Source organism: Mucilaginibacter sp. Bleaf8 (assembly GCF_018390515.1).
In the GTDB taxonomy this organism is placed as follows: domain Bacteria; phylum Bacteroidota; class Bacteroidia; order Sphingobacteriales; family Sphingobacteriaceae; genus Mucilaginibacter.
The window spans coordinates 775,421-802,379 of sequence record NZ_JAHBBK010000003.1 but is presented as its reverse complement, the minus strand read 5'-3'; the positions used below and the strand labels follow the sequence as shown (position 1 = coordinate 802,379).

The following is a 26,959-nucleotide window of genomic DNA, read 5'->3' as shown; positions in this document are numbered from 1 at the left end:
ACATGTTAGGATATTATTAATTTTTTTGACCATTTACTTGCAAAGTTTAAAACTTTATTCATTATATTTGGTTAAATGATAACCGATTCGGGAAAATCATTCAGTTTTGTACCAATATCTACTTAAAGGACTTAGTGTATGTTTGAAAAACTTTTTTTGCTTGTAAAAAGTAACGCCGGGGCGGCTGTTATGAATAATCCCGTTATTCCTGCAAACTCACGTGAGGCAGTGATTAACGAAGCTTCAAGCTCAATTATTGAAGTGTTGAAGAATCAGTTGGAAATTGGTCGTATCAATGATCTGATCAAGTTTTTCCAGGTGTCGGGCTATAACGAATCGTTGGTTACAAGCGTCACGAATAAGTTTGCAAACAAGCTGAACAATTTTTACAATATTGATATGGCATCAGCCCATGCTACCGCAGCTTCGCTGATCCCGACCGTAATGAAACAACTGGTACAGCAAACCAACAGCAAACAGCACAAAGAATTTGCCTTAAACAATATGCTGTCACAGCTAACCGGTAACCGTGCCGACTTAAGCTCCCTGGTAAACCACTTAATGGTGGCTTAAGCAACTAACTGATATACAAAAGGCCCGTCACACAAAGACGGGCCTTTTTTGTTGGCTTCTGCATAGCCCAATTAATTATATTTGCAACATGACTAAAGAACAAATTCAGGATTTAAGGGATAGAACAGCTTCCCTGAGGAGGCATCTTTGACATCGACAAGAAACTCGATGAATTAGCCAAAGAACAGGAAATAACTATTAGCCCCGACTTTTGGAACAGCCCGAAAGATGCGGAAAAAGTACTCGCATCCATCAAGGTTAAAAAAGTATGGACAGACGCTTACCAGAAAGTAGCTTCCACGGTTGAGGATACCGGCGTACTATTCGAATTTTACCAGGGCGGCGATGCCACCGAGGCCGAAATGCAGGAACAGTTCAATACAGCCACCAAAGAGATGGAAGAGCTGGAATTTAAAAACATGCTATCGGCCGAGGAAGACCAGCTGAATGCGGTATTACAGATCACAGCCGGTGCTGGTGGTACCGAAAGCTGCGACTGGGCCAGCATGCTAATGCGTATGTATATTATGTGGGGCGAAAAAAACGGCTATAAAGTAACCGAACAGGATTACCAGGAAGGTGATGTGGCCGGTGTAAAAACCGTTACCCTGCAATTTGAAGGTGATTTTGCCTATGGCTACCTGAAAGGCGAAAATGGCGTACACCGTTTGGTGCGCGTATCACCGTTTGATGCCAATGCCAAACGCCATACCTCGTTTGCTTCTGTATATGTGTACCCGCTGGTGGATGACACCATTGAAATTGAAGTAAACCCTGCCGATATTGAGTTTGAAACCTTCCGCTCGGGCGGTGCCGGTGGCCAAAACGTGAATAAGGTAGAAACTGCCGTGCGTTTATACCACAAACCGTCGGGCATTGTCATTAAAAACCAGGAATCGCGCTCACAATTGCAGAATAAAGAAAATGCCATCCGCCTGCTTAAATCGCAGTTGTATGAGATTGAGATGCGCAAGCGCATGGAAACCAGCAACGCCATTGAAGGTGCCAAAAAGAAAATTGAGTGGGGATCGCAAATACGCAACTACGTACTGCACCCGTACAAGCTGGTGAAAGATTTACGTACGGATTATGAAACATCAAATGCTCAGGCCGTGCTTGACGGGGATCTTGACGAGTTCCTGAAAGCGTACCTGATGGAGTTTGGCGGCCCGAAAAGTTAGTGAAACCACAAGCAAAATGCTGAAAATCAAAAATTCCAAAGCCCCGACCTTATATGCAATAGCACTATTTTTAATTGTGTTATTCAATATATTGCCGGGATTTAAATCCGGGCCTTGCACACCTAATCTGGATGTTTTTTCATTAATACTTTTTGGCCCTACCGCTTTTGTGTTGTTGTTAAGAAGTATTTATTTATACGTTAAAAACCGCAGGGGTAAATTTGCAATGGCCATGCACGGCACTGCATGTTTAATCTGGATCACACCTCTTTTTTCCGGCTTGTTTTAAAATCTGTATCTATTATGTCAATCATTAAAGACATCAAGGTAACAATTGCAGCGATGCTTATTACAGGGGCCGTAAGTGCCCAAAAAGCACAGCCCATAAAACTATATCCTAACGGCGTGCCTAACAGCATACCGGCACCTGCCGACTATGTAGAAAAAAGCGGTAAAGGTTGGCTTACGATGGTAAGCCAACCAACCCTTACGCCTTTTTTTCCTGAAAAAGGGAAGGCAACCGGGGCGGCTATCATTGTGATTCCGGGTGGCGGCTATGCAGGGCTGGCCATTAACCATGAAGGATATGATGTTGCACAGAAGTTTGCCGATGCAGGTGTAACGACATTTGTATTAAAATACCGCCTGCCTGATGACCGCATTTCGCCCAACCGCACCATTGCCCCCCTGCAGGATGCCGAACGCGCCATGCAACTGCTGCGTGAGCGGGCAGCCGAATGGAAAATTGATACGCATAAAATTGGCATCATCGGCTTTTCGGCCGGCGGGCATTTGGCATCAACACTGGGTACGCATTATGCACAGGAAGAAATTGCCAACAAAGCACACATTAGCCTGCGGCCTGATTTCATGGTGCTGCTATATCCGGTTATAACCATGGATAGCCTTACTCACCGCGGCTCACGTGAAAACCTGATTGGTAAAACGCCAACCCGCGAACTGATTGATTTATACTCGAACGAGAAGCAGGTAAACGTAAACACGCCGCCTGCATTTTTAGTGCATGCCCAGGACGATAAAGCTGTACCTGTACAAAACAGCTTAATGTTTTATACCGCACTTACCCAAGCGGGCGTAAAAGCCGAGTTACACCTATATCCGGCGGGCGGACATGGCTTTGGGTTAAATAACAAAACCACGCCCGACCAGTGGTTTGACCGTTGCCTAAACTGGATGACGGCTAATGGCTGGTTGGCGAAATAAAGCTAATCGCGACATAAAGAGATAAACATTGGCCTCACTAGCGGCCAGTCAACACCTTTCCTAACCTTATGATAATTCCTAAAAACATCCTGGTTGTAACAACATCAACCATTGAAGGCAGAACAGTCAAACAGCATCTAAAACCTGTAACTGCACACTTGGTTGCTGGCACTAATATATTTAGTGATATCCTTGCAGACTTTAGTGACTTTTTTGGCGGCCGCTCAAGCTCGTATCAAAAGCAACTTACATCACTATATAACGAGGCAATTGACAAAATAAAACTTGCCGCCTATGAACTTGGTGCCAATGCAGTAGTTGGCTTTAGTATAGATATGGATGAGATTTCTGGTAAAAATAAGTCTATGTTTATGCTTACAGCTATTGGAACTGCTGTTATCCTCGAAGCAAGTACAAGTCGGGATTTGAAACCCGAATTTGAAGGAAAATTAAAAAATATATCAAGCGAGTTAATAAAAACACTTCAAAAAAAGAAAGATATTTTAGATAAGGCAAGCACCAACGCTCACTTTGAACTTGATAATCAAACCTGGAACTTCGTTACACAAAATAAAGTAAAAGAGTTATTTCCTTTTATTGTACAGAAATATCTGAAACGCATGGTTAAAATGGATAAAGCAGCCGAAGACTATAAACAGTGGAACAATAGGATAACTGCTTTTCTGAATGAATTGCCACCAAACGAAACGACGGAGCTTTTATATACAGCTGTACTCGCCGAGACAGACGAACCATTATCTGTGGGATTGTGCGAACTTATAAGAAAATTACAGTTATTCGACTTTATTTATCTTTCAAAACTTTTACAACATACAGATTTTCAAAAACAAAAGCGGGCACTATTGATCGCAACTTTTGATAAGCCTTATTACAACAATGATGATATACGTTCATTTGAACTTTTGAAAGAAGACATTGTTCCAAGATTCAAAGAGAGAGGCACGTATACAACTAAGAAACAAATGCTGTCATCCAAAGAAAAGGCTATTTGGGTTTGCGAATGCGGCAAAACAAATGATGTGAACAGTTTTAATGCACCTTACTGCGAGAGTTGTTCTAAAGATATTTATGGATTTGCCAGAAACGAGGTTTCTCCTGAGATCGCTGTTAAATCTATCAATAATAAAATGATGTTAATTTCAGAGCTTACCAATTAATAGTATTTAGGAAATACTGTATATATCCCTACATCTATTACTTAAGCAAGTAATAGATGTAGGGATTTTTAAATTAATCAACCCAGTATCTGCAACAGCTCATTCAATTCGCGCACTTTTTCCATTGAGCCTAACTGTTCATAAGCACTGATGAGGTTGCGCAGAACGCGGCGCACAATATCCTCGTTTGAGCAGGGTTCGTAAAATTGCTTATCCACACCTAAGTTCAATTGCTTCAAAAACATATCTACATCGCGTCGGCCAAAAATGAAGCCTTTGTTGAAGGCATTAATGTAGAATAGTACGCCACTTTCAAACTCCGATTTGGTCGATTCGTCCAGATAGGCCAGTATAAAGTGCTGTGGCAGGTTTACGCCATAGATTGGGATATCCAGCCGTTGGGCCACAATGGAGTAAATGATAGCCAGCGATATCTGGTTACCTTTACGGTTTTCCAATACCTGGTTAATGTAGCTGTTTTGCGGATCCTGGTGATTGGTGGTGTTACCTGTAAACCCATAAATGTTATAAAATACGTGGTTAATAAGCTTAACCTGATCGGACGGACTGCCCTCAAACATCATCTGCAACCAAATGTCGCGCTTAATGGCCTCAATCTGGTTAATCACTTTTTGCTCGTCCAGGTCGGGGTATTGATATTTATTAATGATAAGCACACCACGCAGCAAATCAAAAGCACCGCTTTGATACCACAGCTCCAGCTCGTTTTTAACCATGCCGAATTGTATCTCATGTACCAGATTTGCTATACGTTCCTGCATCAGCGGATCAAACGCATTTTCCCAGGCACCTTCTAAATATTCAACAGCAGGTGCGCCGTAGCTGAGCAGCTTATCATGTACATGCTCAAATATTTCCCTGTCGGGATCATCCAGCAATTGTATCAATGATTTTATTTCAGCTTCGTTAATCATACCTTCCTCTCTCTTCAAAATAATAAAGCTTTGTCTAATTTTACAACCATGTTTAGCTTAAAGTTTGCAGCCCGCTATATTTTACATCGTTTTAAAGCCATTAACCGGCACGGCCTGCACTCCCCTTTTGTTTACCGCATGGTTGATAAAGTAATTTACGATTATACCGACAAAAAAGTATATGCCGATATTCAAAACTTAAACCAGCATGACAAGAAGCTGAACCGGGTACAAAAACTGCTATACCGGCTTGTACATGACTATGCACCGCAACATGTTGTACTTGTAAATCAAATTTCGGCTACCGAACAGTTAATCATTAAAACAGCAGCGCCTTTGGCTCCTATACAGGCAGCACAATCACCAAATGGTGCAAAAGCTGATTTGATTATACTTGATGCCCGGCAGCATTCACAAAATCTTTACCAACATTTTGAAGAAAGCCTAACCGCTATACATGAAAACAGTATGCTGCTCATCCTGAACATCCATAGCAATGATGCTGCGCAAAAAGCGTGGCATCGCATCAAAGCTCACCCACAAGTTACCGTTACGGTTGATCTGTTTTGGATAACGCTGGTTTATTTTCGCAAAGGGCAGGTGCGTGAGGATTTTCTGATCAGGTATTAAAACGCTCTAAAAAGATATTGGGATACAACGCGTTTGAAAGTTCAAGCACATTGTATCCCAATAGTATTTGAGGACAGGAGAAGACCTTACAGATTTGGCATTGCTCTATACGCCCTTGGGCATGATCTTGATCTGATACATTAAAGGCCATTTTTTGCCGGTAACAAACATGCGCTTGCCGGCAGCATCCCAGGCAATACCATTCAGCACATCGGCATGTGGTGCCCGCTCGCTTTGAGGATATAACGCTGTTAAATCAATTTTACGCAATACGGCGCCGGTTTTAGGATCGATCACTATAATGTTATCAGTTTGCCAGATGTTAGCATATAGCAAACCGTCTATATACTCCAGTTCGTTCAGGTTATTGACCGGCCCCTGATCGTCAAACACTTCTATTTCTCTTACGGTGTGATAATCGTTCTTATCCATCACGAATATCTGGTTGGTACCAGTACTGGTGTTGTAAAGATATTTACCATCGTTACACAAGCCCCAACCTTCGGCACCTTGCGTGTATTGAAAATTTGATAACAGCTTTAAGGATGCCTTATCATACACATAGCCTACTTTTTCGTGGTAGGTTAGCTGAATAATTTTATTATCGATTACGGTGAGCCCTTCAGCAAACACCTTACAGTCAATATCTATCTTTTGCAGGATCTTGCCGTTAGCGTCGGTTTTACGCAAGCTGGAATGCTCGCCTTCTTCACAGTAACCGCCATCACTTTCATAAAAAATGCCGCCATTATATTCTAACCCTTCGGTAAAAGAAGCGGTATCGTGCGGAATAGTCTTTTCAACTTTAAAGGTATATAACTCCGGCGCTTTGGCTGTTAGCAATGTAATATTGGCGCTGTATTCCTGTACCTGGCCACCGTTAAAAATGCGGGCGGTAATTAAACGCGGCCCTAAGGGCATGGTATCGGTAGCCAGCGTTAAGGCCGATGAATCTGTTTTAGCAGCCAGCCTTACCGAATCAAGCAGGTATACTACCGAATCAATCTTTTTATCGGCAGCATAAGTAAGATGTATATTAACTTTTTCGCCTTGTTTATAAGTGGTTCCGCTTTCGGGTGTTAGGGTAAATTCGTCGGTTTTAGGTTTCTCCTTACAGCTGTACAAGCCAATAAATGCAGCCGACAACAGTATCAATACTTTATTTTTCATCAATAGCTTATTAAGTGGCCGATGGCCAGAATGCATCCTCAATATGTTTCAGGGTAAACGTACCTTGCTTGTTAAAAAGTATGGCTATAATATCAAACCGCACTTCGCCCTGATGGTTCATGAGGTAAATATACTCGTCTGCAGCATCAGCCAGCAGCTTTTGCTTACGGTTATCTACAAAATCCTCAGGTTCGCCAAAGCCATTGCCGGTACGCGTTTTAACCTCGGTAAATATAATCATTCGGTCTTTATAGGCAATTAGGTCAACCTCGGCTTTACCGTGGGTCCAGTTCTCGTCCATGATTCCATAACCGGCTGCTTCGAGGTGAGCTTTGGCCAGCGCCTCGCCATGCCTGCCTAAATCCAGATGCTGCGCCATTATTTGAGTATAACCGAGCCCAGATAATCAGATATATACTTTTCGATCTTTTTCATTTGCAGGTATTGGCCCATCAATATATCCTGATCTGTTTCGTTCTGGGCGTTTTGCAAGTCAGTACGCAACTTATCCAGCAGCTTGGCCACCTTATGCTTTTTTAGATGGAAGATAGCGCCCAGGATGGTAGCCTTCATGTTATCCGTTTCATCGCTCACGTAAATGCGATGCATTTCGTACCAGTTTTCACTCAGGGTATAACGGGTAGTCAGTAAATCCACTGTCATATCCACAATCTGCTTATCAGGATGGTGAATAAAGAACTGCTCTTCGGGTAGTACGCCGTTTTCTACCTGTTGCTTGTAAATATCCACAAAGGCTTTACATGCGGGGTTATCAAACTCCACATCGCTTAGCTCGGCAATCATAAACGGACCGATATACGTATTGGCGATGTTATCCCAGTTAATTATACGATTGCCGTACAGCAGCAGCAGGCGCACCACTTCCCGCTCCTGCGGAATGGTTGTATCCGCCTCGGGCTTGGTACCAACGGCTTCCTCGCCATACATGGCGGCCAAAAAAGCCGGATCATCGGGCGGTGGCATTTCTTCGTAGCCCGCCGGTGCAGATGAAGAACTTTGCTGCGGGTTATCCTTTTTGGCTTTACCGAGGCGCATTTTATTCAGCTCGGTAAGCAATACCCGCTCATCGATTTGTAACTGATGACTGCACTCCCTGATAAATACGGATGCTTTGATAGAATCAGGTATTTTGGCAATGCTCTCCACAATCTCGCGGATCACATCGGCCCGCCTGATAGGATCATTACCGGCTTCTTTAAGCAGAATACTGGTTTTAAACAGGATAAAATCCTTCTTATTCTGGTCGATGTAGCTTTTAAAGGCTGTGCTACCTACCTCGCGCACGTAGGAATCCGGATCGTGCCCATCCGGAAAAGTTACCACCCGCACGTTCATCCCCTCTTCCAAAATAAGGTCTAACCCGCGTATGGCAGCCTTGATACCGGCAGCATCGCCATCATACAAAATGGTGATGTTCTTGGTAAAACGGCCTATCAGGCGAATCTGCTCTACCGTTAATGAGGTACCTGATGAAGCTACCACATTCTCGATACCGGCCTGGTGTACCGATAGCACATCGGCGTAACCTTCTACCAGGTAGCAGTTATCCTCATCACGAATGCCTTTTTTGGCAAAGAACAGGCCGTACAGTACGTTAGATTTGTGATAAATCTCCGACTCGGGCGAGTTTACATATTTCGGAACCTTTTTGTCAGTTTTAAGCGTACGGCCGCCAAAGGCAATTACCCGGCCGGTAAAGCCATGTATCGGGAACATTACCCGGCCACGGTACCGATCATACAGCGTACCGTTATCGCGCTTTACCGACAAGCCGCTTTCTTCCAGAAACTCGGGCCGGTAACCTTTGCTGATAGCCGAGCTGGTAAATGCCTCCCAATTATCGGGAGAGTAACCCAGCTCAAATTTCTTGATAATTTCAGTAGTAAAGCCGCGTTCTTTAAAATAACTTAAACCGATGCTTTTACCCTCGGCCGTATCCCACATCGCTTCCTGAAAAAACTTGGCAGCGTAGCTGGTTACTACCATCAGGTTTTCGCGGCGGTTTTCGGCCTCTATGTTTTGGGGCTTGTCATGAAGCTCCTCAACCTCGATATTGTATTTTTTGGCCAGCCATTTAAGCGCCTCAGGATAGGTAAACTTTTCATGCTCCATTAAAAAAGTGACGGCAGAGCCACCTTTTCCGGTCGAAAAGTCCTTAAAAATACCTTTTGTAGGCGATACTGTAAATGACGGCGTTTTCTCGTTAGCAAACGGCGATAGGCCGATAAAATTAGCCCCACGTTTTTTGAGCTGCACAAAATCACCAATTACCTCGGCAATGTCGGTAGCTTCCATTATTTTGTCGATGGTTTGTTTGGTAATCATATCATCCTCTGCTCAAATCGGGCTGCAAAAATAAACATTTACTGTAGCTGGCACCTATATAACTTGAAGATAAGCATTATTGCTTGAATATCGGCCGCAATAACTTTCCACAGGTTATTAACATTTTTGCTGCCTGGCGTATATAATTCTTTATTTGTCTTGTTCCATGGCTCTTGTTTCTTGGCTCTAAATATCTAAATAATTGTATTTTTGCTATTCAAACTATATTTTACATATGAGTCAGCGAATTAAAATTAAAGCACTACTGCAAAGTACACAAACCGATGTTGAAGTAACCGTTAAGGGTTGGGTTCGTACCTTCCGTAACAATCAGTTTATTGCTTTAAATGATGGCTCAACCAATAATAACCTGCAAATCGTAGTTGATTTTCAGAACACCGACGAGGCCCTGCTTAAACGCATTACTACCGGTGCGGCCATCAGTGCTACCGGTATGCTGGTAGCCTCACTGGGTAAAGGCCAAACTGTAGAGGTAAAAGCTACCAGCATTGAGATACTGGGCGATAGTGATCCTGAAAAATATCCGCTGCAGCCTAAAAAGCACAGCTTGGAGTTTTTGCGTGAGATTGCACACCTGCGTTTCCGTACCCAAACCTTTGGCGCGATATTCCGGGTACGCAACAGCCTGGCTTTTGCGGTGCACCAGTTTTTCCAGAACCAGGGCTTTGTTTATCTGCATACGCCGGTTATCACCGCATCAGATGCGGAAGGCGCCGGTGAAGCTTTCAAAGTAACCAATTTTGACCTGGCTAACCCGCCACGTACCGAAGATGGACAAATTGATTACAAGCAAGACTTTTTTGGTAAAGCCACTAACCTTACCGTATCCGGCCAGTTAGAAGGCGAATTGGGTGCTATGGCTTTGAGCGACATTTACACCTTTGGCCCTACCTTCCGTGCCGAAAACTCCAACACTACCCGCCACTTGGCTGAGTTTTGGATGATTGAGCCGGAAATGGCCTTTTACGACCTGCAGGACAACATGAACCTGGCCGAAGGTTTATTAAAATATGTGATTAGCTATGCGCTTGAACATAACCGCGAGGATCTGGAGTTCTTAAACCAGCGTTTACTGGAAGAAGAAAAGAACAAGCCGCAGAACGAGCGCTCGGAAATGACTTTGATCGAGAAGCTGGAGTTTTGTTTGAACAACGACTTTGAACGTTTAACATATACTGAGGCAATTGATATCCTGATCAACTCTACACCGAACAAAAAGAAAAAGTTCCAGTACCCTGTTGAAGGCTGGGGTACCGATCTGCAATCAGAACATGAGCGCTACCTGGTAGAAAAGCACTTTAAGAAGCCGGTAATATTAACCGACTACCCGAAAGAAATCAAAGCCTTTTACATGCGCCAAAATGACGACGGCAAAACCGTTGGCGCTATGGATATCCTGTTCCCGGGCATTGGCGAAATTGTTGGCGGCTCGCAACGTGAAGAGCGCCTGGACAGACTGGAACAACGCATGGACGAGATGGGCATCCCGAAAGAAGAGCTTTGGTGGTACCTGGACACTCGCCGCTTTGGTGCTTGTCCGCACTCGGGATTTGGTTTAGGATTTGAGCGTTTGGTACTGTTTGTTACCGGTATGGGTAATATCCGTGATGTGATTCCTTTCCCAAGGTTCCCTAAAAATGCAGAGTTTTAAACAATCTGATACATAATAGAAAGAGGTCTTATCGCTTCGGTAAGACCTTTTTTTGTTTTATGGCTTTGGTTTATGCGGTTTGGTTTTGTTTTGCTGTTAAACTTACTTAAGTGGAGGTTTACCTTCTTCGTCCGCTCTTGGCCGCGGAGGCCAGTTACTTTGTCATAGCCACAAAGTAACCAAAAGGCCTATCTTTCGCAATCCCTGCCAACCCTGCAGGCCATACACCCGGCCGGGTGCGAAAGAAGCCCCACGCTCGTTCGTGAATTAATTTCGTATAGTTCTAGTGGATATACAACAGGTTGTCATGGCGAGGAGCGATAGCGACGTGGCCATCACGTCGGTTGTCATAAGCTTGCGAAGAGAGGGCCACGCTATCGCTCGCCATAACAATTCCAGAGAGGTTATAAATAGAGATTTTTATTACTACAGATAAAGCACTGCCCGAACAAGCCAAAACAAAACCGGCATTCAGCTTCTTTCGGTAGCTACTACAGAAAGTACCGGCATTGTCTTGAGTAGAAAGAAGGTGCGGCCGGGAGTTTTCTTTTGGTTACTTTTCTTTTGCGGTAAAATAAAAGTAACATCCACAGGCTGTGGTAAAATCGCCCCCCTATCCTAACGAAGCACAGAACAGAACACAAAGAAGGCTTCCAAATAATTAGAAGCCTTTTTTGTGAATTTTAGTTCCCTAATTGCTTAACTGCCATATAAGCCATTAAGCCTGTACTAATACTTAGCGCATTCTCCTCTACATCAAATGTTGGCGTATGTACGGCAGAGGTGATACCACGGCTTTCATTGCGGGTACCCAGGCGGTAAAAACAACTATCGGCAACTTGTGAGTAGTAGGCAAAGTCTTCGGCGGCCATCCAAATGTCCAGGTCAACTACATTTTCTTTACCTAAATAATCTTCAGCGTAGCCACGTGCAGCGGCGGTTAGTTTTTCTTCGTTGATGAGGAAAGGATAGCCATGCATAATATTGAAATCGCAACTACCGCCCATGCTTTCAGCAATACCTTCGGCCATCTTTTTCATGCGAATGTGCGCTTCCTTGCGCCACTGCTCATCCATAGTGCGGAAGGTACCTTCCAAGTATACCTCGTTCGGAATAACGTTGGTAGCGCCATTGGCAATTACTTTACCGAATGATAATACGGACGGGCTTTTAGGGTCGGCAAAACGGCTTACCACCTGTTGCAGGGCAGTTAATATATGTGCAGTAATAATTACCGGGTCAATATTCTGCTGCGGCTGCGCGCCATGGCCGCCTTTGCCTTTTACGGTTACGTATATCTCATCGGTAGAGGCCATGTACTTACCTGCACGGAACCCCACTTTACCGGCATCAATCAACGGCATTACGTGCTGACCGATCACGGCCTGCGGCCGCGGGTTTTCCAACACGCCCTGCTGAATCATCAAACTGGCTCCACCGGGCAGCTTTTCTTCCGCCGGTTGGAATATCAGCTTCACCGTACCGGAAAACTCATCCTTAAGCTGGCTTAAAATAGTAGCCGTACCCAATAGCGAAGAGGTATGCACATCATGTCCGCAGGCATGCATTACACCGGGGTTTTGCGATTTGTATGCTACATCATTAGCCTCTATAATGGGCAATGCATCCATATCGGCCCGCAATGCAATTACATTCTCATTGGCTGACGGTTTATTGCCTTTAATTAAACCTACCAAACCATTATCAGCCATACGGGTGTAAGGTATTTGCAACTCATCCAGCTTAGCTGCCACGTAAGCCGAGGTAGCTATCTCCTGAAAAGATAATTCGGGATGTGCATGCAAATGGCGGCGGTTAGCTACCACATCGTTAAATATATTTTTAGATAACTCCTGTATTCTTTCTTTGATCATGGCTGAGGATTGGTTTCTAACTTGGGTGGGTTAATTTTTTCGGACAGGATAAACATACTGATAAACTTGCCACGTAGGCTTTCCATCATTTTTGCAGCTTCCAAACGCGTACGAAAATCGCCCGCCTTCACTTTAAAATTCGGTTCGCGATAAGTGATATAGGTACGTATTTCGGGGTACAATTGCTGAAATTTATTCTGCGCATTGAATGCATCTTTACGGCCCGAACCTGAAAAGAATTGCACGCGGTACCCGTAAGCCGAAATGCCGCCACCTGCACGTCCTCCTCTTGATTTGCCAATGCTGTTTCGGCGGGCAATGAGTGAGTCAAGGCGCGGGTCTTTAATAATTTCGAGCCGGCCACGTGTTTGTGCTTTGGCAGCAAAGTTTATTGCCAATAAAAAAGCAATAGCCGAGAGCCGTACCCCCTTGTTACTTATTAAAAGTCCTGTCTTCTTTAATTCGTTCATGTATACCTTATAACATGATTGCGAGATACAAGGCCATTCTACACATAATGCAGTAACAACCTCGTACCTCGCAATGGCATGAGTTATATTTTAAGAATGGCCTTATGCGCCGTGGCAGTTTTTAAACTTCTTGCCACTACCGCAAGGGCATGGGTCATTACGACCTATTCTTTGTTCGGCTTTTGCCGGTGTTGGCTTTTGCAGTTCCTGCAGATCTTCAACAGGTACGCCGTTACTTTCGGCAACCAGTTCAGGCTTTGACACCTTCATCTGGCGCATATCGGTTTTAGGTTCAGGGCGTGCTTCCTGCAGTTCTTCAGGTGCTTGCTGCATTGGGATACCGCCCCTAAACAGGAAGCTTACCAGCTCCTTGTTCACATTGGTCAGCATCTGACGGAACAGTTGGAATGCTTCAAATTTATAGACGAGCAACGGATCTTTCTGCTCATAAACGGCATTTTGTACAGATTGCTTTAATTCGTCCATCTCGCGCAGGTGTTCTTTCCACGCATCATCAATATGATACAGAATCACGTTTTTCTCGAATGATTTGAAAACCTCATGCCCATGGTTTTCAACCGCTTTTTTAAGCGGTACGGCAACCTGCATACCATGTACACCATCAGTAAATGGTACAATGATATTTTCTACAAACTCACCACGCGTTTCATACACATCCTGCAATACCGGGAAGGCCTGTTCGGCAATCACCTCTTTTTTACGGTGATAGAAATCATTTACGTGGTTATAAACGGTATCAACCAACTGGTTCAGGTTGGTAGCGGCAAACTGATCTTGCGACAGTTCGATATCTACCGAGAACAGGCGGATAATCTCCATTTGCAAGCCTTCATAGTTGTTGGCCTCTTTGTACTCGGTTACCACATCTTCAACTACATCATAAATGGTATTGTTGATATCTACATCCAAACGCTCGCCAAACAAGGCATTTTTACGTTTAGCGTAAACTACTGTACGTTGTGAGTTCATCACGTCGTCATACTCCAGCAGGCGTTTACGGATACCGAAGTTGTTCTCTTCTACTTTCTTCTGTGCACGCTCTATGGATTTGGTAATCATAGAGTGCTGGATTACTTCTCCTTCTTCAATACCCATGCGCACCATCAGGCTTGAGATACGCTCAGAACCGAATAAACGCATCAGGTTATCTTCTAACGACACGAAGAACTGAGAAGAGCCCGGATCACCCTGACGACCAGCACGACCACGCAACTGGCGGTCAACCCGGCGCGACTCGTGGCGCTCGGTACCTACGATTGCTAAACCGCCGGCTTCTTTAACGCCTGCGCCCAGCTTAATATCCGTACCACGACCAGCCATGTTGGTAGCAATAGTTACCGTTCCGGCCTGACCAGCTTCGGCAACAATATCTGCCTCTTTCTGGTGCATTTTGGCGTTCAGTACGTTGTGTTTAATGCCGCGCAGTTTCAGCATACGGCTCAGTAATTCCGAAATCTCAACCGAGGTGGTACCTACCAGCACCGGACGACCGGCTTGCGTTAGTTTCACAATCTCGTCGGCCACGGCATTATATTTTTCGCGCATGGTGCGGTAAACCAAATCCTGGCGGTCATCACGACTGATTGGTGTATTGGTTGGAATTTCAACCACGTCCAATTTGTAAATTTCCCAGAACTCGCCAGCCTCAGTTACGGCAGTACCCGTCATACCGCAAAGCTTGTGGTACATACGGAAATAATTTTGCAGCGTAATGGTAGCAAACGTTTGGGTTGCATCTTCAACCTTTACGTTTTCTTTAGCCTCAATGGCCTGGTGCAAACCGTCAGAATAACGACGGCCATCCAGCACACGGCCGGTTTGCTCGTCCACAATCTTCACCTTGCCTTCGTCCAAAATATACTCTACGTCTTTCTCGAACAAAGTGTAGGCTTTCAGCAACTGGTTGATAGAGTGGATACGCTCAGATTTGATAGAGAAATCGCGCATCAGCTCATCTTTCTGCGTAACTTTCTCTTCGGCGCTTAAACTCGACTTCTCGATATTGGCAATCTCTGTACCCACATCCGGCATCACGAAGAAACGAGGATCCTCGCCCGAAGCGGTAATCAGCTCAATACCTTTTTCAGTAAGTTCTACTGAGTTATTTTTCTCATCAATAATGAAGTACAGGTCAGCATCTACCTTAGGCATTTCCTTGCCCTGATCCTGCATGTAGTAATTTTCAGTTTTTTGCAGAACGGTTTTGTTGCCACCCTCGCTCAAAAACTTAATTAAAGCCTTGCTTTTAGGCAAACCGCGGTGCGCACGTAATAGTGCCATGCCACCATCCTCAGGACCAACTTTACCTTCGGATATCTGTTTCTTCGCCTCATTCAAAGCGGTGTTGATGTATGCTTTCTGCGCATTTACCAAACGCTCGATACGTGGTTTCAGCATGTAAAACTCATGCTGATCGCCGCGCGGAATCGGGCCTGAAATGATCAGTGGCGTACGGGCATCGTCAATCAATACGGAGTCAACCTCATCCACCATGGCAAAGTGCTGCTTGCGCTGCACCAGCTCTTCGGGGCTGCGGGTCATGTTATCGCGCAGGTAATCGAAACCAAATTCGTTGTTGGTACCAAAGGTAATATCGGCCAGGTAGGCATTGCGGCGCGCCTCTGAGTTAGGCTCGTGCTTATCAATACAATCAACCGATAACCCGTGGAACTCATACAGTGGCCCCATCCACTCCGAGTCACGACGGGCCAGATAATCATTCACGGTTACAATGTGTACACCTTGCCCGGCAAGTGCATTCAGGTAAGCAGGCAGGGTAGCCACCAGGGTTTTACCCTCACCGGTAGCCATCTCGGCAATTTTACCCTGGTGCAGTACAATACCGCCAATCAGCTGCACATCGTAATGTACCATATTCCAGGTAACCTGGTTGCCAGCCGCTTTCCAGGTATTGCTATGCGTTGCTTTATCGCCGCTAATTACCACGTTAGGCTTACGTGCAGCCAGTACGCGGTCAAATTCAGTTGCAGTAACTTCAAGCGTTGGGTTGTTAGCCAAACGGCGTGCAGTTTCTTTTACCACAGCAAATGCTTCCGGCAGGATATTCATCAATATCACTTCCAGTTCTTTGTTGCGGTCTTTTTCAAGTTTATCGATACGGGTATATAATTCTACCTTCTCATTAACATCTATATCACCATTACCCTCTACCTCATCTTTAATAGCTTTGATTTGCTCATCAATCTGGGCCAGGCCTTGCTGTATTCTTTCTTTAAAATCTGTGGTTTTTGCTCTCAGCTCATCATTGCTCAATGTATCGAGCTTGGCAAACTCGCTTTTTATTTTTTCAACCAGAGGCTGTATGCCTTTCACATCGCGCTCTGATTTGTTACCAAAAAGCTTACTAATAAATCCTAACATGTTTTAATTTGATATAATACTTCTATCCCAACAATTACGCCAACAGGCTTTAAAAGCCATTATGGCAGGTAAAGTTACAGTTTTTAGATGGAGTATCAAGTATTTAGTATGAAGTAAGCAGACATTAATCTGACACTTTAACCGGGTTTTACTGTCAATTACTTTACGGTGTTCTGCGCGCCTGATACCAACTACTTGATACTTGATACTCAAAAACTCCTATCTTTACGGCCATGAATATCCTGCTCATCGGTTCAGGCGGACGTGAAAGCGCCTTCGCCTGGAAACTTTCACAAAGCCCCAAATGCAATCAGTTATTTATTGCGCCGGGCAATGCCGGCACCACACAGTACGGCACCAACGTTGATTTAAAGGTGACCGACTTTGAAGGCATCAAGGCCTTTGTGCTGGCCAACGGCATTGACATGATATTGGTTGGCCCCGAAGAACCTTTGGTAAAAGGTATTCATGATTTCTTTTTGAACGATGAAGGGCTGAAAAAAGTACCGGTAATTGGCCCGCAACAATATGGCGCTCAATTAGAGGGTAGTAAAGATTTTTCAAAGCAATTTATGCAGCGGCACCATATACCAACCGCCGCCTCGCGCACTTTTACGCGCGATACGCTGCAGGATGGCTTATCCTACCTGGCTACAGCCGGCTTGCCTATTGTATTAAAAGCAGATGGCCTGGCAGCCGGCAAGGGCGTATTGATTTGCCTTACCCTGCAGGAAGCGCAGCAGGAACTGGTTGAAATGCTTACCGAGGCCAAATTTGGCGATGCCAGCTCTAAAGTAGTTGTTGAGCAGTTTTTGCAAGGCATTGAACTATCTGTATTTGTACTTACTGACGGCAATACCTACAAAATACTACCGGAAGCCAAAGATTACAAACGCATTGGCGAAGGCGACACCGGCCTCAATACCGGCGGCATGGGTTCCGTATCGCCAGTACCGTTTGCCGATGCTGCCTTTATGCAAAAGGTAGAACAAACCATTGTGATACCAACGGTTGAAGGTTTAAAGCAGGAAGGCATTCCTTACAAAGGCTTTATTTTTATTGGCCTGATGAATTGCGCCGGCGAACCTTATGTAATTGAATACAACTGCCGTATGGGCGATCCGGAAACGGAAAGCGTAATGCCACGGATTGAGTCGGACTTTATGGATTTACTGCAAGGCGTGGCCGAAGGCAACCTGCATGAAAAAGAATTAAAAATATCGGACAAGATAGCCGCTACTGTTGTATGTGTAGCAGGGGGCTATCCTGGTGAATACCTGAAAAATAAAGTAATTAGCGGGTTGGAAAACGTGCGCGGTTCTATAGCATTCCATGCAGGCACCAGCCAGCAAGGCGATGATGTGATTACCAATGGCGGCCGCGTGCTGGCTATCACGTCCTTACAAGATAATATGTTTGATGCCCTGCAGCAGGCTACGCTGGATGCCAGCCGTATTTATTATGATGGCAAATATTTTAGAAAAGACATTGGCTTTGATTTGATATAATATCAAAACTACTATATACAAAACAGCCGCAAGAATTGATCTTGCGGCTGTTTTTGTTTTATACTGAGACTTATTACTTCTTATCCGCTTTTATAAAAACTTCAATCAGTTTACCTTCCAGATCTGCACCGCGCAGGTTCTTGGCAATGATTTTACCTGTTGGGTCAATCAGGAAATTTTGCGGGATGGATTGTACATAGTATAAAGCTGCCGCCTCGTTGCTCCAGAATTTCAGGTCGGATACATTAGTCCAGGTCAGCCCGTCGGCTTTGATCGCGTTCAGCCATGCCGCTTTGGCATCAGGCTTATCAAGCGATACGCTTAGGATGGTAAAATTCTTGTCCTTAAATTTATTGTAAGCGCGTACCAGATTCGGACTTTCCTGGCGGCAGGGCGGGCACCATGATGCCCAGAAATCGAGCAATACATACTTACCGCGGAATGACGATAGCTTTACCGGCTTACCATTCACATCGTTTTGCGTAAAGTCAGGAGCCATGGCACCAATGCCGGTCACCTTCAGCATATCAATTTTTTGCTGCAGCTGCTTACCGGCATCGCTATTTTTCAAGTCGGCCGACAGGCCGCCATATAATGATGCTATGGTAACCGGATTAGCAGATGGTCCTGTAAGCGAATTAAGCGCCAGCACACTCAAAAAGCTATTAGGGTGATTACTTATAAAATCACGGATTACGCCTTCACGTTCCTGTTGCAGGGCCTTGAATTTATCCTGCATGCTGTTTTGAAAAACGGTAGACTGCTGCTCATCCGGCTTGGCAGCTTGTATCGTTTTATATAAGGCGGCGGCCCGGCTGTTGATGCTATTGATTTTAGGCGCAATTACCTGATTGTCTTCATTCAAAGCAGAACCGGTAATGGTAGCATGCGATAAAGAATCAATACCATTGATATAGATGTTACCCTTTTCGAGGTAAAGATTCATGATATCATCTTTCTCACTCAGCCCTTGTAAGCCTTTATTGTTATGATCGATGGCCACAGAGGCAATAAGCGGCATAGTAATCTGCCCGCTAAACTGAAATTTACCATCCAGCAACATAGTTGAATCAACAAAATCCTCGTTACCCTGGTGATAAATTAAAAACGCTTTGAGCGGCTTGGTTACTTTAGCCAGTTTGCCGTTTACGGTAAAAGTGCCCGAGTACTGGGCAGAAGCCGCAAAAGGTAAAGCTGCAGCAATTAGGAATAACAGTTTTTTGAACATCGATATTTTAAACAAATAACATTAACGGCAAACCCGCTTTTTAAGTATCAGCGCGGTACGCTTTAGGCCAGTTTTTGATAAGTACGCCACCACAGGTCGGGCATTTCGCCGGCTACGGCGGTGGTATAGTCTTCGTAACGGCAGGGCACCAGGTGATAACGCTCATTCATGGAACCACCGGCCGGGTAAGGTACCTGCATCCACCAACGGTCTGATTTTTTGCTTTTCACAAACACCATTTCGTGGTCATCGTGCGTAAGGGTTGTTTTATAAACCAGGTATTGTGTTTTAGGCTGCAACGGAAAATCCTGCTTGCGGTTATAAAAGCCGTCAATGAAATACCATATCATTTCGGCCAGCAGGGTGGCCGTTTGGCCGTTACTATCATAAGCCGGGTTAAACTCATAAAAACCTATCGAGGTTAGCTTATCATTAAAACCTGCATAGCGGCACATCTGGCAAGCCTCTTCGCCATAAAAACCGTTGGGTGTAGCATTGGCATTAGCTGCCGCATCAGATGAGCGAATGGCGCCAATATCAAAACTGATCATATCTGCATTGCGAATGATGGGTTCTGTTACGCCCATTTGCCCGGTCAGTTCACCCAGGCGGTGCACATCAAAAAACAAGGTATCCATTACCCGCAAACTTTCCTGGCTTACAAAATAGGTTTGGTAGCCCAGATTACTGAAGTTAAACAGGTAGTTGGGTTCATGCAGAAAGATTTTATTGAGGTAGGAGTTGGATGTAGTGGCATCGGTTTCTTCCATCTCGGCACTTTCGTCCAGGTCAAAATGCGAGTCGATCACTACCAGATCCACTTTTTGCTCGGTATCTTCATAAGCCAGATACTGCGGATAGGTCAAATCCTGACCGCCGCCAAGTATGACTGCTACAATGTTTTTCTTTACAAAATCAGACAAAACCGTTTTTAAGGCAAAGTACGTATCATATACACTGGCGCCTTGTTTGATATTGCCCAAGTCATAAATTTTGGTAGCATAATCGCCCTGGTAAAGGCGGTATAACTTTTCGCGAATGTAATCGGGACCGAGGGCACAGCCGGGGTTGCCAACAGCATTGCGGTCGTCCTGCACGCCAAAAATCACCAGGTCGGGCTTGTTCTCATCCAAGTCAGGAAAGGCATGGGTATACACCTCTATTTTACTACCCAAATGATTAGGGTTATAACCCTGACCGGGTACTATTTTATTAATATCAACCGGGGTAAAGAAATCCGCTAACGACATATCCGTATTCTACAAAAGTTCAAATATCCATTATTTTAAATTAAATTGCGCTGTTTTTATCAAACTCACTCCATGATTCTGGTTACTGGTGCAACAGGTTTTTTAGGCTCTATACTGGCCAGGCAACTGGCTGAGCAAAACAACCGCCTGCGCTGCATTAAGCGAAGCACATCAGTAATCCCCGACTTATTAACACCGTACCAGCACCTGATTGAATGGACCGAGGCAGACATGTTGGATATTTTTGCTTTGGAGGATGCATTTGAAGGCATTACGCAAGTGTATCATTGCGCAGCATGGGTATCATTTAAGGAGGCTGATAAGAAATCAATGATCAGCACCAATATTACCGGTACGGCCAATGTGGTGGAACTATGCCTGCAGTATGGCGCCCGATTGGTACATGTAAGCTCTATTGCGGCCATTGGCGCGGCGAAAGAGGGGGAACTGATTACCGAAAAGCACCATTTGGAAGAAACGCCGGCCAATAATGGCTATGCCATATCTAAACTGGAAAGCGAGATGGAGGTATGGCGCGGCATTGCCGAAGGCTTGGACGCTGTAATTGTAAACCCGTCTGTAATTATAGGGCCAACCGCTGGTACCGATGGCAGCGGACAGATTTTTGAAACCGTACGCCGCGGACTAAAATTTTATACCCGTGGCAGTTGCGGGCTGGTTGATGTGGAAGATGTAGCCCGCTGTATCATTGCCTTGATGAACAGCAGCTATACCGCTGAGCGCTACATCATCAATGCCGAAAACTGGTATTTTAAAGACCTTACCGCCGCCATTGCTCAATGCTTTGGCATAAAACCTCCTACCACCGAAGCCAAGCCCTGGATGCTGGCCGTTGCCTGGCGTGCCGCTTCATTTTGGGCCAGCGTGACTGGCACCGCCCCTTCGCTTGATAAAATTGCCGCCCAATCGGCTACCGTTGTGCAGAATTACGATAACGCGAAGATTAAGCAAGCTACCGGGATTGCTTTTAAACCGGTAACCGATACTATTGCGGAGATTTGTGCGGTGTTGAAGAATTGAAGCTTTGTTACTACTTACAGCATAACTAATGATAAGACTAATCATCAATCTTATAGCTTTCATAATTAACAAGCTTATGAAGCCTAAGAGACCGATAGTTAACGCGAATGATACAAATGCGTCTTCACCTTATATAGCAAGAATGACAAAATAATTGATGTGATCAGAGCTACAGCTAACCATCAAAATCATGTTATAGAATACTATCAAATAGATATTAGTGAAGCTGAAGCAAGTAAGCAATCATTCATAAAACAAACTACAGCTGATAAGCAAGACTTAGAGCAATTAAAACTACGGTCGTCCAGCTACAACTGGATTCCTTACGATGGGGATAAATTGCTGTTTGTACAAATAACTCCTCAACCACTTGAAGATGACCTAACTATGCTTGACTTAAAGGGTAATCTTGAAGACGAGATTGCAACCGAGTTAGAAAAGGAGCAATTGGGTGAATGGATGGCATCCGATCTTGGTCCAGGCGGCGCTAATATGCTTTTTACAGTGTATGACATCGATTCGGCGCTTACAATTGTACTATCCGCAATAGGAGCCAGACATCTTTCAAAGAACACCATCATTGCACGCCGAGTAATGACTAAACAGGACGATTGGTTTTATGAAGTATTATATCCAGCTCATTTTACCGGACAGTTCAACACAATGTAATTTAGAAGATATAAAAACAGGAGCATTTCTTGTTCGATAAAGCAATTGAACTAATGAACAACCGCACCAATGAACATCATAATAAAACCTATATTTGTGCCCAACCATGGGGCAGTATTATATTATCGACTTTGACAGTACCTTTACCCAGGTAGAGGCGCTTGACGAACTGGCACGCATATCGCTGAAAGACCATCCCGACCGCGAAAGTATTTACAAACAGATTGAAGATTTTACCAATGCCTCGATGGAAGGCCGGTTATCTTTTGCTGATAGTTTGGAAGGCCGCGTAAAACTGCTCCAGGCCAACCGCGACCATCTGAACCTGCTGATCAAGCATCTGCGCAAAAAGGTGTCGCCTTCATTTTTACGTAACAGCGTGTTTTTTAAAGAGCATGCTGATGAAGTGCTGATCGTATCGGGCGGTTTCAAGGAGTTCATCACGCCGGTAGTTACCGAGTACTACATCAAAAAAGAAAACATATACGCCAACACCTTCAAGTTTGATGAAGAAGGCCATATTATTGGGTACGATCGTGCCAATCCGCTATCACAGGAAGGCGGCAAGGTAAAACTATTGCAGGAGCTAAACCTGCCGGGTGATATTTATGGTATAGGCGATGGTTATTCCGACTTTCAGTTAAAAGAATCGGGACTGATTAAAACCTTCTTTGCCTTTACGGAGAACATCGAGCGTAAATCGGTAGTAGAAAAAGCCGATCACGTAACCCCAAGCCTGGATGAGTTTTTATACATTAACCGCCTGCCCAGGGCTATCTCTTACCCTAAAAACCGTATTAAATGTTTAGTGGTTGGTGAAGTGGAAGATGAAGCTTTATCGCAAATGCGTAAAGAGGGCTACAACATACGCCACCAGGATACCATACGTGAAGAGTATTTGCAGGAAGCCGGTATTTTGTTTTGCGATGAGCAGAACCAGCCCACGCCCGAGCAACTGCAGAATGCCGGTAAGCTGAAAGTAATTGGCTGCTTTGGCAAAATTAACAACCGCAAAACGCTGGAAGTGGCCTGCGAAAACGGTATCATTATTTTTGATGACCCAAAGCACAACCCGCGCAATGCCGATTTTATACCGAAAAGGGTAATGGCATTTATGAACGAGGGCAAAACACACATGAGCAGCAACTTTCCCGACCTGCAGCCACCACGTATTAATAATGCACACCGCTTAATTCATATTCACAAAAACGTACCGGGCATACTGGCGCAAATAAATGATGTATTTGCCCGGCATGAAATCAATATTGTAGGCGAGTTTTTGGTAACCAACAGCCAAATAGGATATGTTATAACCGACGTAAACGCCGGCTATGACGAACAGGTATTAAGCGAATTAAAAGCAATTCATTTTACAATCAAATTCAGGTTGCTTTATTAAATCTTCGCCCTCTAAAGAGGGATAGACATTTCCTCTTTAGGGGGATAGAGGCTTATTCCTCTTCCCCTTCCAGCGGCACTACCAATACGGGTACAGTGGCGTTACGAACTACGCTTTCGGCTACGCTGCCCATCAGTAAGCGGTCAATGCCGCTGCGGTGATGGGTACCTATTACAATCAGGTCGGCATTGAATTGTGCAGCACAGCTCAAAATACCGTCGCCGCTGGAACCAAAATCGGTAAACTGGGTAACATTCAAATCACTACCGTATTTTTGAATGGTAGTATTCAGTATCGTATCGGCTGCATCATTCTGCGCGTTCATCATCTCCACATTTACCAGATCAGCTGTTCCCTCGAACGGCAACCCAAACGTAGTATCGTTCATGGGCGAACCGGTAGTTGGCACGGGTTCAATGATGGTGGCCAGACCTACCGAAGCATTGAATTTACGTGCTAAGCCAAAACCATAAGCCGCTGCATGATCTGCATATTTACTGTTATCTATGCCGATTAAAATTCTTGAGATTTCCATTTTATATAGGTTTTGTGTTGTAATGATATAACAGATGAAAAGCCATTTGTTTTGCGGCTGTTAGTTCATACTATAAGGGCTAAATCTTTCCGGCATCCCTACGCTGGGCCGTATAAATACCAACATCACCGCTACAGTAATAAGCTACAAAACAGGCTACGGCAAATAACAAAGCATGTTCGCTGCCAAACAACTCAATACCCATAATAGTACAAGCCAAAGGCGTGTTGGTGGCACCGGCAAAAACGGCTATAAATCCTAAGGCAGCAAACAAGCTTACCGGGGCGTTTAACACCTCGGCTAAGGTGTTACCCAATGTGGCACCAATATAAAACAGCGGCGTTACCTCTCCGCCCTTAAAACCTGTTCCGAGCGTAATGCAAGTATAAATAAGCTTCCAAAACCAGCTGATCGCATGTACCCCACCCTGCTGAAATGCCGATACAATGGTTACAGCGCCCGGGTATTCCGGTTCAACACCTAAGCTTAGATAATCAGGCTTTCCTAATATGAATGTTAAAGCAATAATTGCCAGGGCGCCACAAACCGGTATTAGCCAGGTAGTTTTTATAAATCGGGTAGTTATGTTTTTAACACCATGTGCTGTGGCAGCAAAAGCATACGCAGCTAAACCAAAGCAAACTGAGGCAAGTACTACTTTTAATAGCAGCCAAAAATCAACACTAAGATGATGACCATAAAAACTTTGCACTGTTGCCACATAACTGATATGGTAATGGGTATGCTGCACACCCCAGGCAGCTACGGTTGCATCCCCTATCAGCCCGGCAATAAGGCAAGGCAGTAAAGTATTGTACTGAATGCGGCCGATGGTTATTACCTCCATGGCAAATATGGTTCCGGCCAGCGGGGTGCCAAAAACAGCCCCGAAACCGGCGGCTATACCGGCAGTTAAAATCACTTGCTTATCGGGTGGTTGCAGCTTAAACCAGCCTGCAAACAAATTAGCTATACTGCCGCCTATTTGCACGGCCGTTCCCTCTCGCCCGGCCGAACCTCCAAACAGATGGGTAATAACGGTGGTAAGCAGTATCAACGGAGCCATACGGCGCGGAACACCGGCACCCGGTTTATGTATCTCGTCAATAATTAAGTTATTACCCCGCTCGGCTGATTGTCCGTACAGTTTATATAAAAAATGGATAACTACCCCGGCAAGCGGCAACAGGTAAAGCAGCCACGTATGCGCAAAACGGTAATGTATAGCCCAGTTAAGCAGCCACAGAAACAAGGCAACCATGCTGCCTATGGCCACAGCTACCGGCACCGTAATGAGCACCCAACGTATAATGTAGTGAAGAACAGTGTATGATTTAGAAAAGTAATCTTTAAACATGAGCCCGCAATTAAATAAATTAATAACTTATTTGGAGCAGGCGCCATCAGCTTTTTGCAAGCGGTTCAATTAGGTGGAGCACCATCACCTGTTTGGTATAAAGCAAATATGAGATAAGTTTTTAGATTTATCAATTCAAATTGATGCCTGTACAATTTTCTCATCGGCTATCAATTGCCTCAAAATTTCCTTAACTTGCCATTTTTCAAAACTAATCGAGCTATGACAACCGAAACGCTTGACATTAAAATAACTAAAACTACACATTCGCGCCTGGCTGAAACCGACTTCAGTAACCTGGTATTCGGGCATACTTTTGCCGACCACATGTTTGTGGCCGACTATGCCGATGGCGAATGGAAAAACTTTCAGATAGTACCTTACGGCGAAATAGGCCTTAGTCCGGCTATATCATCACTGCACTACGGTCAGGCTTTTTTTGAAGGCTTAAAAGCTTACAAACACGAAGATGGCACCGTTTCAGTTTTCCGCCCGGATAAAAATGCTGCACGTTTCAATAAATCGGCACAACGCTTATGCGCGCCCGAACTGCCGGTTGACATTTTTATACAGAGCATTGCAGCTTTGGTTGATGTAGACCGCGACTGGATTCCTACTGCTGATAACCATTCACTGTACATCCGTCCGTTTATGTTTGCTACCGACCCTTACCTGGGTGTGGTACCCTCTAAAACTTATAAATTTATTGTACTTACCTGCCCGGTTGGCCCTTATTTTTCAAAAACGCTGCGTGTTAAGGTAGAAACCGAATATACCCGTGCTGCCGAAGGTGGTTTTGGTTTTGCCAAAGCGGCCGGTAATTATGCTGGTGCCATGCTGCCAACCCGCCATGCCGCAGAGCAAGGGTTTGACCAGATGATTTGGACCGATGCTAAAGAGCATTTATATGCAGAAGAGCTGGGTGCAGCCAACGTAATGTTTGTAATTGACGGTAAACTCATCACCCCATCAACCCGCGATACCGTGTTGGACGGTGTAACCCGTGATACCGTACTGGCCATTGCACGTGATTGGGGCATGCCGGTTGAAGAGCGCCGAGTTGCCATTTCTGACATTGTAGAGGCTGCGCAGAATGGCACTTTAACCGACGCCTTTGGCGCCGGTACAGCTGCTACCATTGCACCGATTGGCTCAATTTCTTACCAGGATCAGGAATATACATTGAGCGATAACCGCGAATTTTCAACCAAGCTATTCAAACACCTGAATGATATACGCTATGGTCGTGCTACCGACACCCATGGTTGGAACTATGTGGTTTAAATAAATACTACTTAAACAAAAAGCGCCTCATGA

Annotated in this window: 22 protein-coding genes and 1 riboswitch; of the genes, 11 read left to right on the top strand and 11 right to left on the bottom strand. The window is 44.7% G+C overall.

What is annotated here, in order from left to right:
• Nucleotides 1–189: 189 nt before the first annotated feature.
• The 4 genes from KHS38_RS17035 (at nucleotide 190) to KHS38_RS17020 (ending at nucleotide 4,156) form a co-directional block, all read left to right on the top strand.
• Nucleotides 190–573, top strand: a complete 384-nt coding sequence (locus KHS38_RS17035; protein ID WP_213489740.1) for a hypothetical protein — start codon at nucleotides 190–192, stop codon at nucleotides 571–573.
• An 88-nt stretch (nucleotides 574–661) separates the two neighbouring features.
• Nucleotides 662–1,754 (top strand): peptide chain release factor 2 gene (gene prfB / locus KHS38_RS17030; protein ID WP_213489739.1). Its coding sequence is split into 2 segments (ribosomal slippage): nucleotides 662–721 and nucleotides 723–1,754, totalling 1,092 coding nucleotides; the frame shifts between segments, so codons are not numbered across the junction.
• A 303-nt stretch (nucleotides 1,755–2,057) separates the two neighbouring features.
• Nucleotides 2,058–2,978 (top strand): alpha/beta hydrolase, encoded by a 921-nt coding sequence (locus KHS38_RS17025; RefSeq protein WP_213489738.1) that lies wholly within the window; start codon nucleotides 2,058–2,060, stop codon nucleotides 2,976–2,978.
• Between the two features lie 68 nt (nucleotides 2,979–3,046).
• Nucleotides 3,047–4,156, top strand: coding sequence for a YbjQ family protein (locus KHS38_RS17020; protein WP_213489737.1), 1,110 nt, complete (start codon nucleotides 3,047–3,049; stop codon nucleotides 4,154–4,156).
• Between the two features lie 77 nt (nucleotides 4,157–4,233).
• Here KHS38_RS17020 and KHS38_RS17015 read toward each other — a convergent pair whose 3' ends face one another.
• A complete protein-coding gene (locus KHS38_RS17015) occupies nucleotides 4,234–5,091 on the bottom strand; it encodes a transglutaminase family protein (protein ID WP_213489867.1) in 858 nt (285 codons plus the stop codon).
• A 48-nt stretch (nucleotides 5,092–5,139) separates the two neighbouring features.
• Here KHS38_RS17015 and KHS38_RS17010 point away from each other — a divergent pair, with 48 nt between their 5' ends.
• Complete coding sequence (locus tag KHS38_RS17010; protein ID WP_213489736.1) at nucleotides 5,140–5,721, top strand: hypothetical protein; 582 nt, start codon at nucleotides 5,140–5,142, stop codon at nucleotides 5,719–5,721.
• 105 nt (nucleotides 5,722–5,826) lie between these two features.
• Here the strand turns inward: KHS38_RS17010 and KHS38_RS17005 are convergent, their stop codons facing one another.
• The 3 genes from KHS38_RS17005 to dnaG are packed head-to-tail and all read right to left on the bottom strand — an operon-like array spanning nucleotide 5,827 to nucleotide 9,237.
• Nucleotides 5,827–6,891, bottom strand: a complete 1,065-nt coding sequence (locus KHS38_RS17005) for a glutaminyl-peptide cyclotransferase (protein WP_249665442.1) — start codon at nucleotides 6,889–6,891, stop codon at nucleotides 5,827–5,829.
• Nucleotides 6,892–6,901: 10 nt separating this feature from the next.
• Nucleotides 6,902–7,270, bottom strand: a complete 369-nt coding sequence (locus KHS38_RS17000; RefSeq protein WP_213489734.1) for a YraN family protein — start codon at nucleotides 7,268–7,270, stop codon at nucleotides 6,902–6,904.
• On the bottom strand, nucleotides 7,270–9,237 hold the full coding sequence (gene dnaG, locus KHS38_RS16995) for a DNA primase (RefSeq protein WP_213489733.1): 1,968 nt from the start codon (nucleotides 9,235–9,237) through the stop codon (nucleotides 7,270–7,272). Before dnaG ends, KHS38_RS17000 begins: the two co-directional genes overlap by 1 nt.
• Nucleotides 9,238–9,472: 235 nt before the next feature.
• Between dnaG and asnS the strand changes: the two genes are divergently transcribed.
• Nucleotides 9,473–10,909, top strand: a complete 1,437-nt coding sequence (asnS, locus tag KHS38_RS16990; RefSeq protein ID WP_213489732.1) for an asparagine--tRNA ligase — start codon at nucleotides 9,473–9,475, stop codon at nucleotides 10,907–10,909.
• A 683-nt stretch (nucleotides 10,910–11,592) separates the two neighbouring features.
• Here asnS and KHS38_RS16985 read toward each other — a convergent pair.
• From KHS38_RS16985 to secA, 3 genes are all read right to left on the bottom strand, one after another.
• Nucleotides 11,593–12,783 carry a M20 metallopeptidase family protein gene (locus tag KHS38_RS16985; protein ID WP_213489731.1) on the bottom strand — a complete coding sequence of 397 codons (1,191 nt, stop codon included), beginning with the start codon at nucleotides 12,781–12,783 and terminating at the stop codon, nucleotides 11,593–11,595.
• On the bottom strand, nucleotides 12,780–13,253 hold the full coding sequence (locus KHS38_RS16980; protein ID WP_213489730.1) for an SPOR domain-containing protein: 474 nt from the start codon (nucleotides 13,251–13,253) through the stop codon (nucleotides 12,780–12,782). The genes KHS38_RS16985 and KHS38_RS16980 overlap by 4 nt, the downstream gene beginning before the upstream one ends.
• A gap of 102 nt (nucleotides 13,254–13,355) precedes the next feature.
• Complete coding sequence (secA, locus tag KHS38_RS16975; protein WP_213489729.1) at nucleotides 13,356–16,655, bottom strand: preprotein translocase subunit SecA; 3,300 nt, start codon at nucleotides 16,653–16,655, stop codon at nucleotides 13,356–13,358.
• A gap of 233 nt (nucleotides 16,656–16,888) precedes the next feature.
• Between secA and purD the strand changes: the two genes are divergently transcribed.
• Nucleotides 16,889–18,163: a phosphoribosylamine--glycine ligase gene (gene purD, locus KHS38_RS16970; RefSeq protein WP_213489728.1), complete on the top strand. Its 1,275-nt coding sequence runs from the start codon at nucleotides 16,889–16,891 to the stop codon at nucleotides 18,161–18,163.
• Between the two features lie 73 nt (nucleotides 18,164–18,236).
• On the opposite strand, the gene KHS38_RS16965 is transcribed toward purD, so the two are convergent.
• Complete coding sequence (locus KHS38_RS16965) at nucleotides 18,237–19,391, bottom strand: TlpA disulfide reductase family protein (protein ID WP_213489727.1); 1,155 nt, start codon at nucleotides 19,389–19,391, stop codon at nucleotides 18,237–18,239.
• A gap of 62 nt (nucleotides 19,392–19,453) precedes the next feature.
• Nucleotides 19,454–20,641 (bottom strand): formimidoylglutamase, encoded by a 1,188-nt coding sequence (locus tag KHS38_RS16960; protein ID WP_213489726.1) that lies wholly within the window; start codon nucleotides 20,639–20,641, stop codon nucleotides 19,454–19,456.
• Nucleotides 20,642–20,713: 72 nt separating this feature from the next.
• On the opposite strand from KHS38_RS16960, the gene KHS38_RS16955 reads away from it, so the two are divergent.
• The 3 genes from KHS38_RS16955 (at nucleotide 20,714) to KHS38_RS16945 (ending at nucleotide 23,750) form a co-directional block, all read left to right on the top strand.
• A complete protein-coding gene (locus KHS38_RS16955; RefSeq protein ID WP_213489725.1) occupies nucleotides 20,714–21,682 on the top strand; it encodes an NAD-dependent epimerase/dehydratase family protein in 969 nt (322 codons plus the stop codon).
• A gap of 159 nt (nucleotides 21,683–21,841) precedes the next feature.
• On the top strand, nucleotides 21,842–22,351 hold the full coding sequence (locus KHS38_RS16950) for a hypothetical protein (protein ID WP_213489724.1): 510 nt from the start codon (nucleotides 21,842–21,844) through the stop codon (nucleotides 22,349–22,351).
• A 106-nt stretch (nucleotides 22,352–22,457) separates the two neighbouring features.
• Nucleotides 22,458–23,750, top strand: a complete 1,293-nt coding sequence (locus KHS38_RS16945) for an HAD-IB family phosphatase (RefSeq protein WP_213489723.1) — start codon at nucleotides 22,458–22,460, stop codon at nucleotides 23,748–23,750.
• A gap of 52 nt (nucleotides 23,751–23,802) precedes the next feature.
• Here the strand turns inward: KHS38_RS16945 and KHS38_RS16940 are convergent, their stop codons facing one another.
• Nucleotides 23,803–24,285 (bottom strand): universal stress protein, encoded by a 483-nt coding sequence (locus KHS38_RS16940; protein WP_213489722.1) that lies wholly within the window; start codon nucleotides 24,283–24,285, stop codon nucleotides 23,803–23,805.
• Between the two features lie 79 nt (nucleotides 24,286–24,364).
• Nucleotides 24,365–25,642 carry a voltage-gated chloride channel family protein gene (locus KHS38_RS16935; RefSeq protein WP_213489721.1) on the bottom strand — a complete coding sequence of 426 codons (1,278 nt, stop codon included), beginning with the start codon at nucleotides 25,640–25,642 and terminating at the stop codon, nucleotides 24,365–24,367.
• A gap of 30 nt (nucleotides 25,643–25,672) precedes the next feature.
• Nucleotides 25,673–25,740, bottom strand: a riboswitch (Fluoride riboswitch).
• A 124-nt stretch (nucleotides 25,741–25,864) separates the two neighbouring features.
• On the opposite strand from KHS38_RS16935, the gene KHS38_RS16930 reads away from it, so the two are divergent.
• Nucleotides 25,865–26,926 (top strand): branched-chain amino acid aminotransferase, encoded by a 1,062-nt coding sequence (locus KHS38_RS16930; RefSeq protein ID WP_213489720.1) that lies wholly within the window; start codon nucleotides 25,865–25,867, stop codon nucleotides 26,924–26,926.
• Nucleotides 26,927–26,959 lie beyond the last annotated feature (33 nt).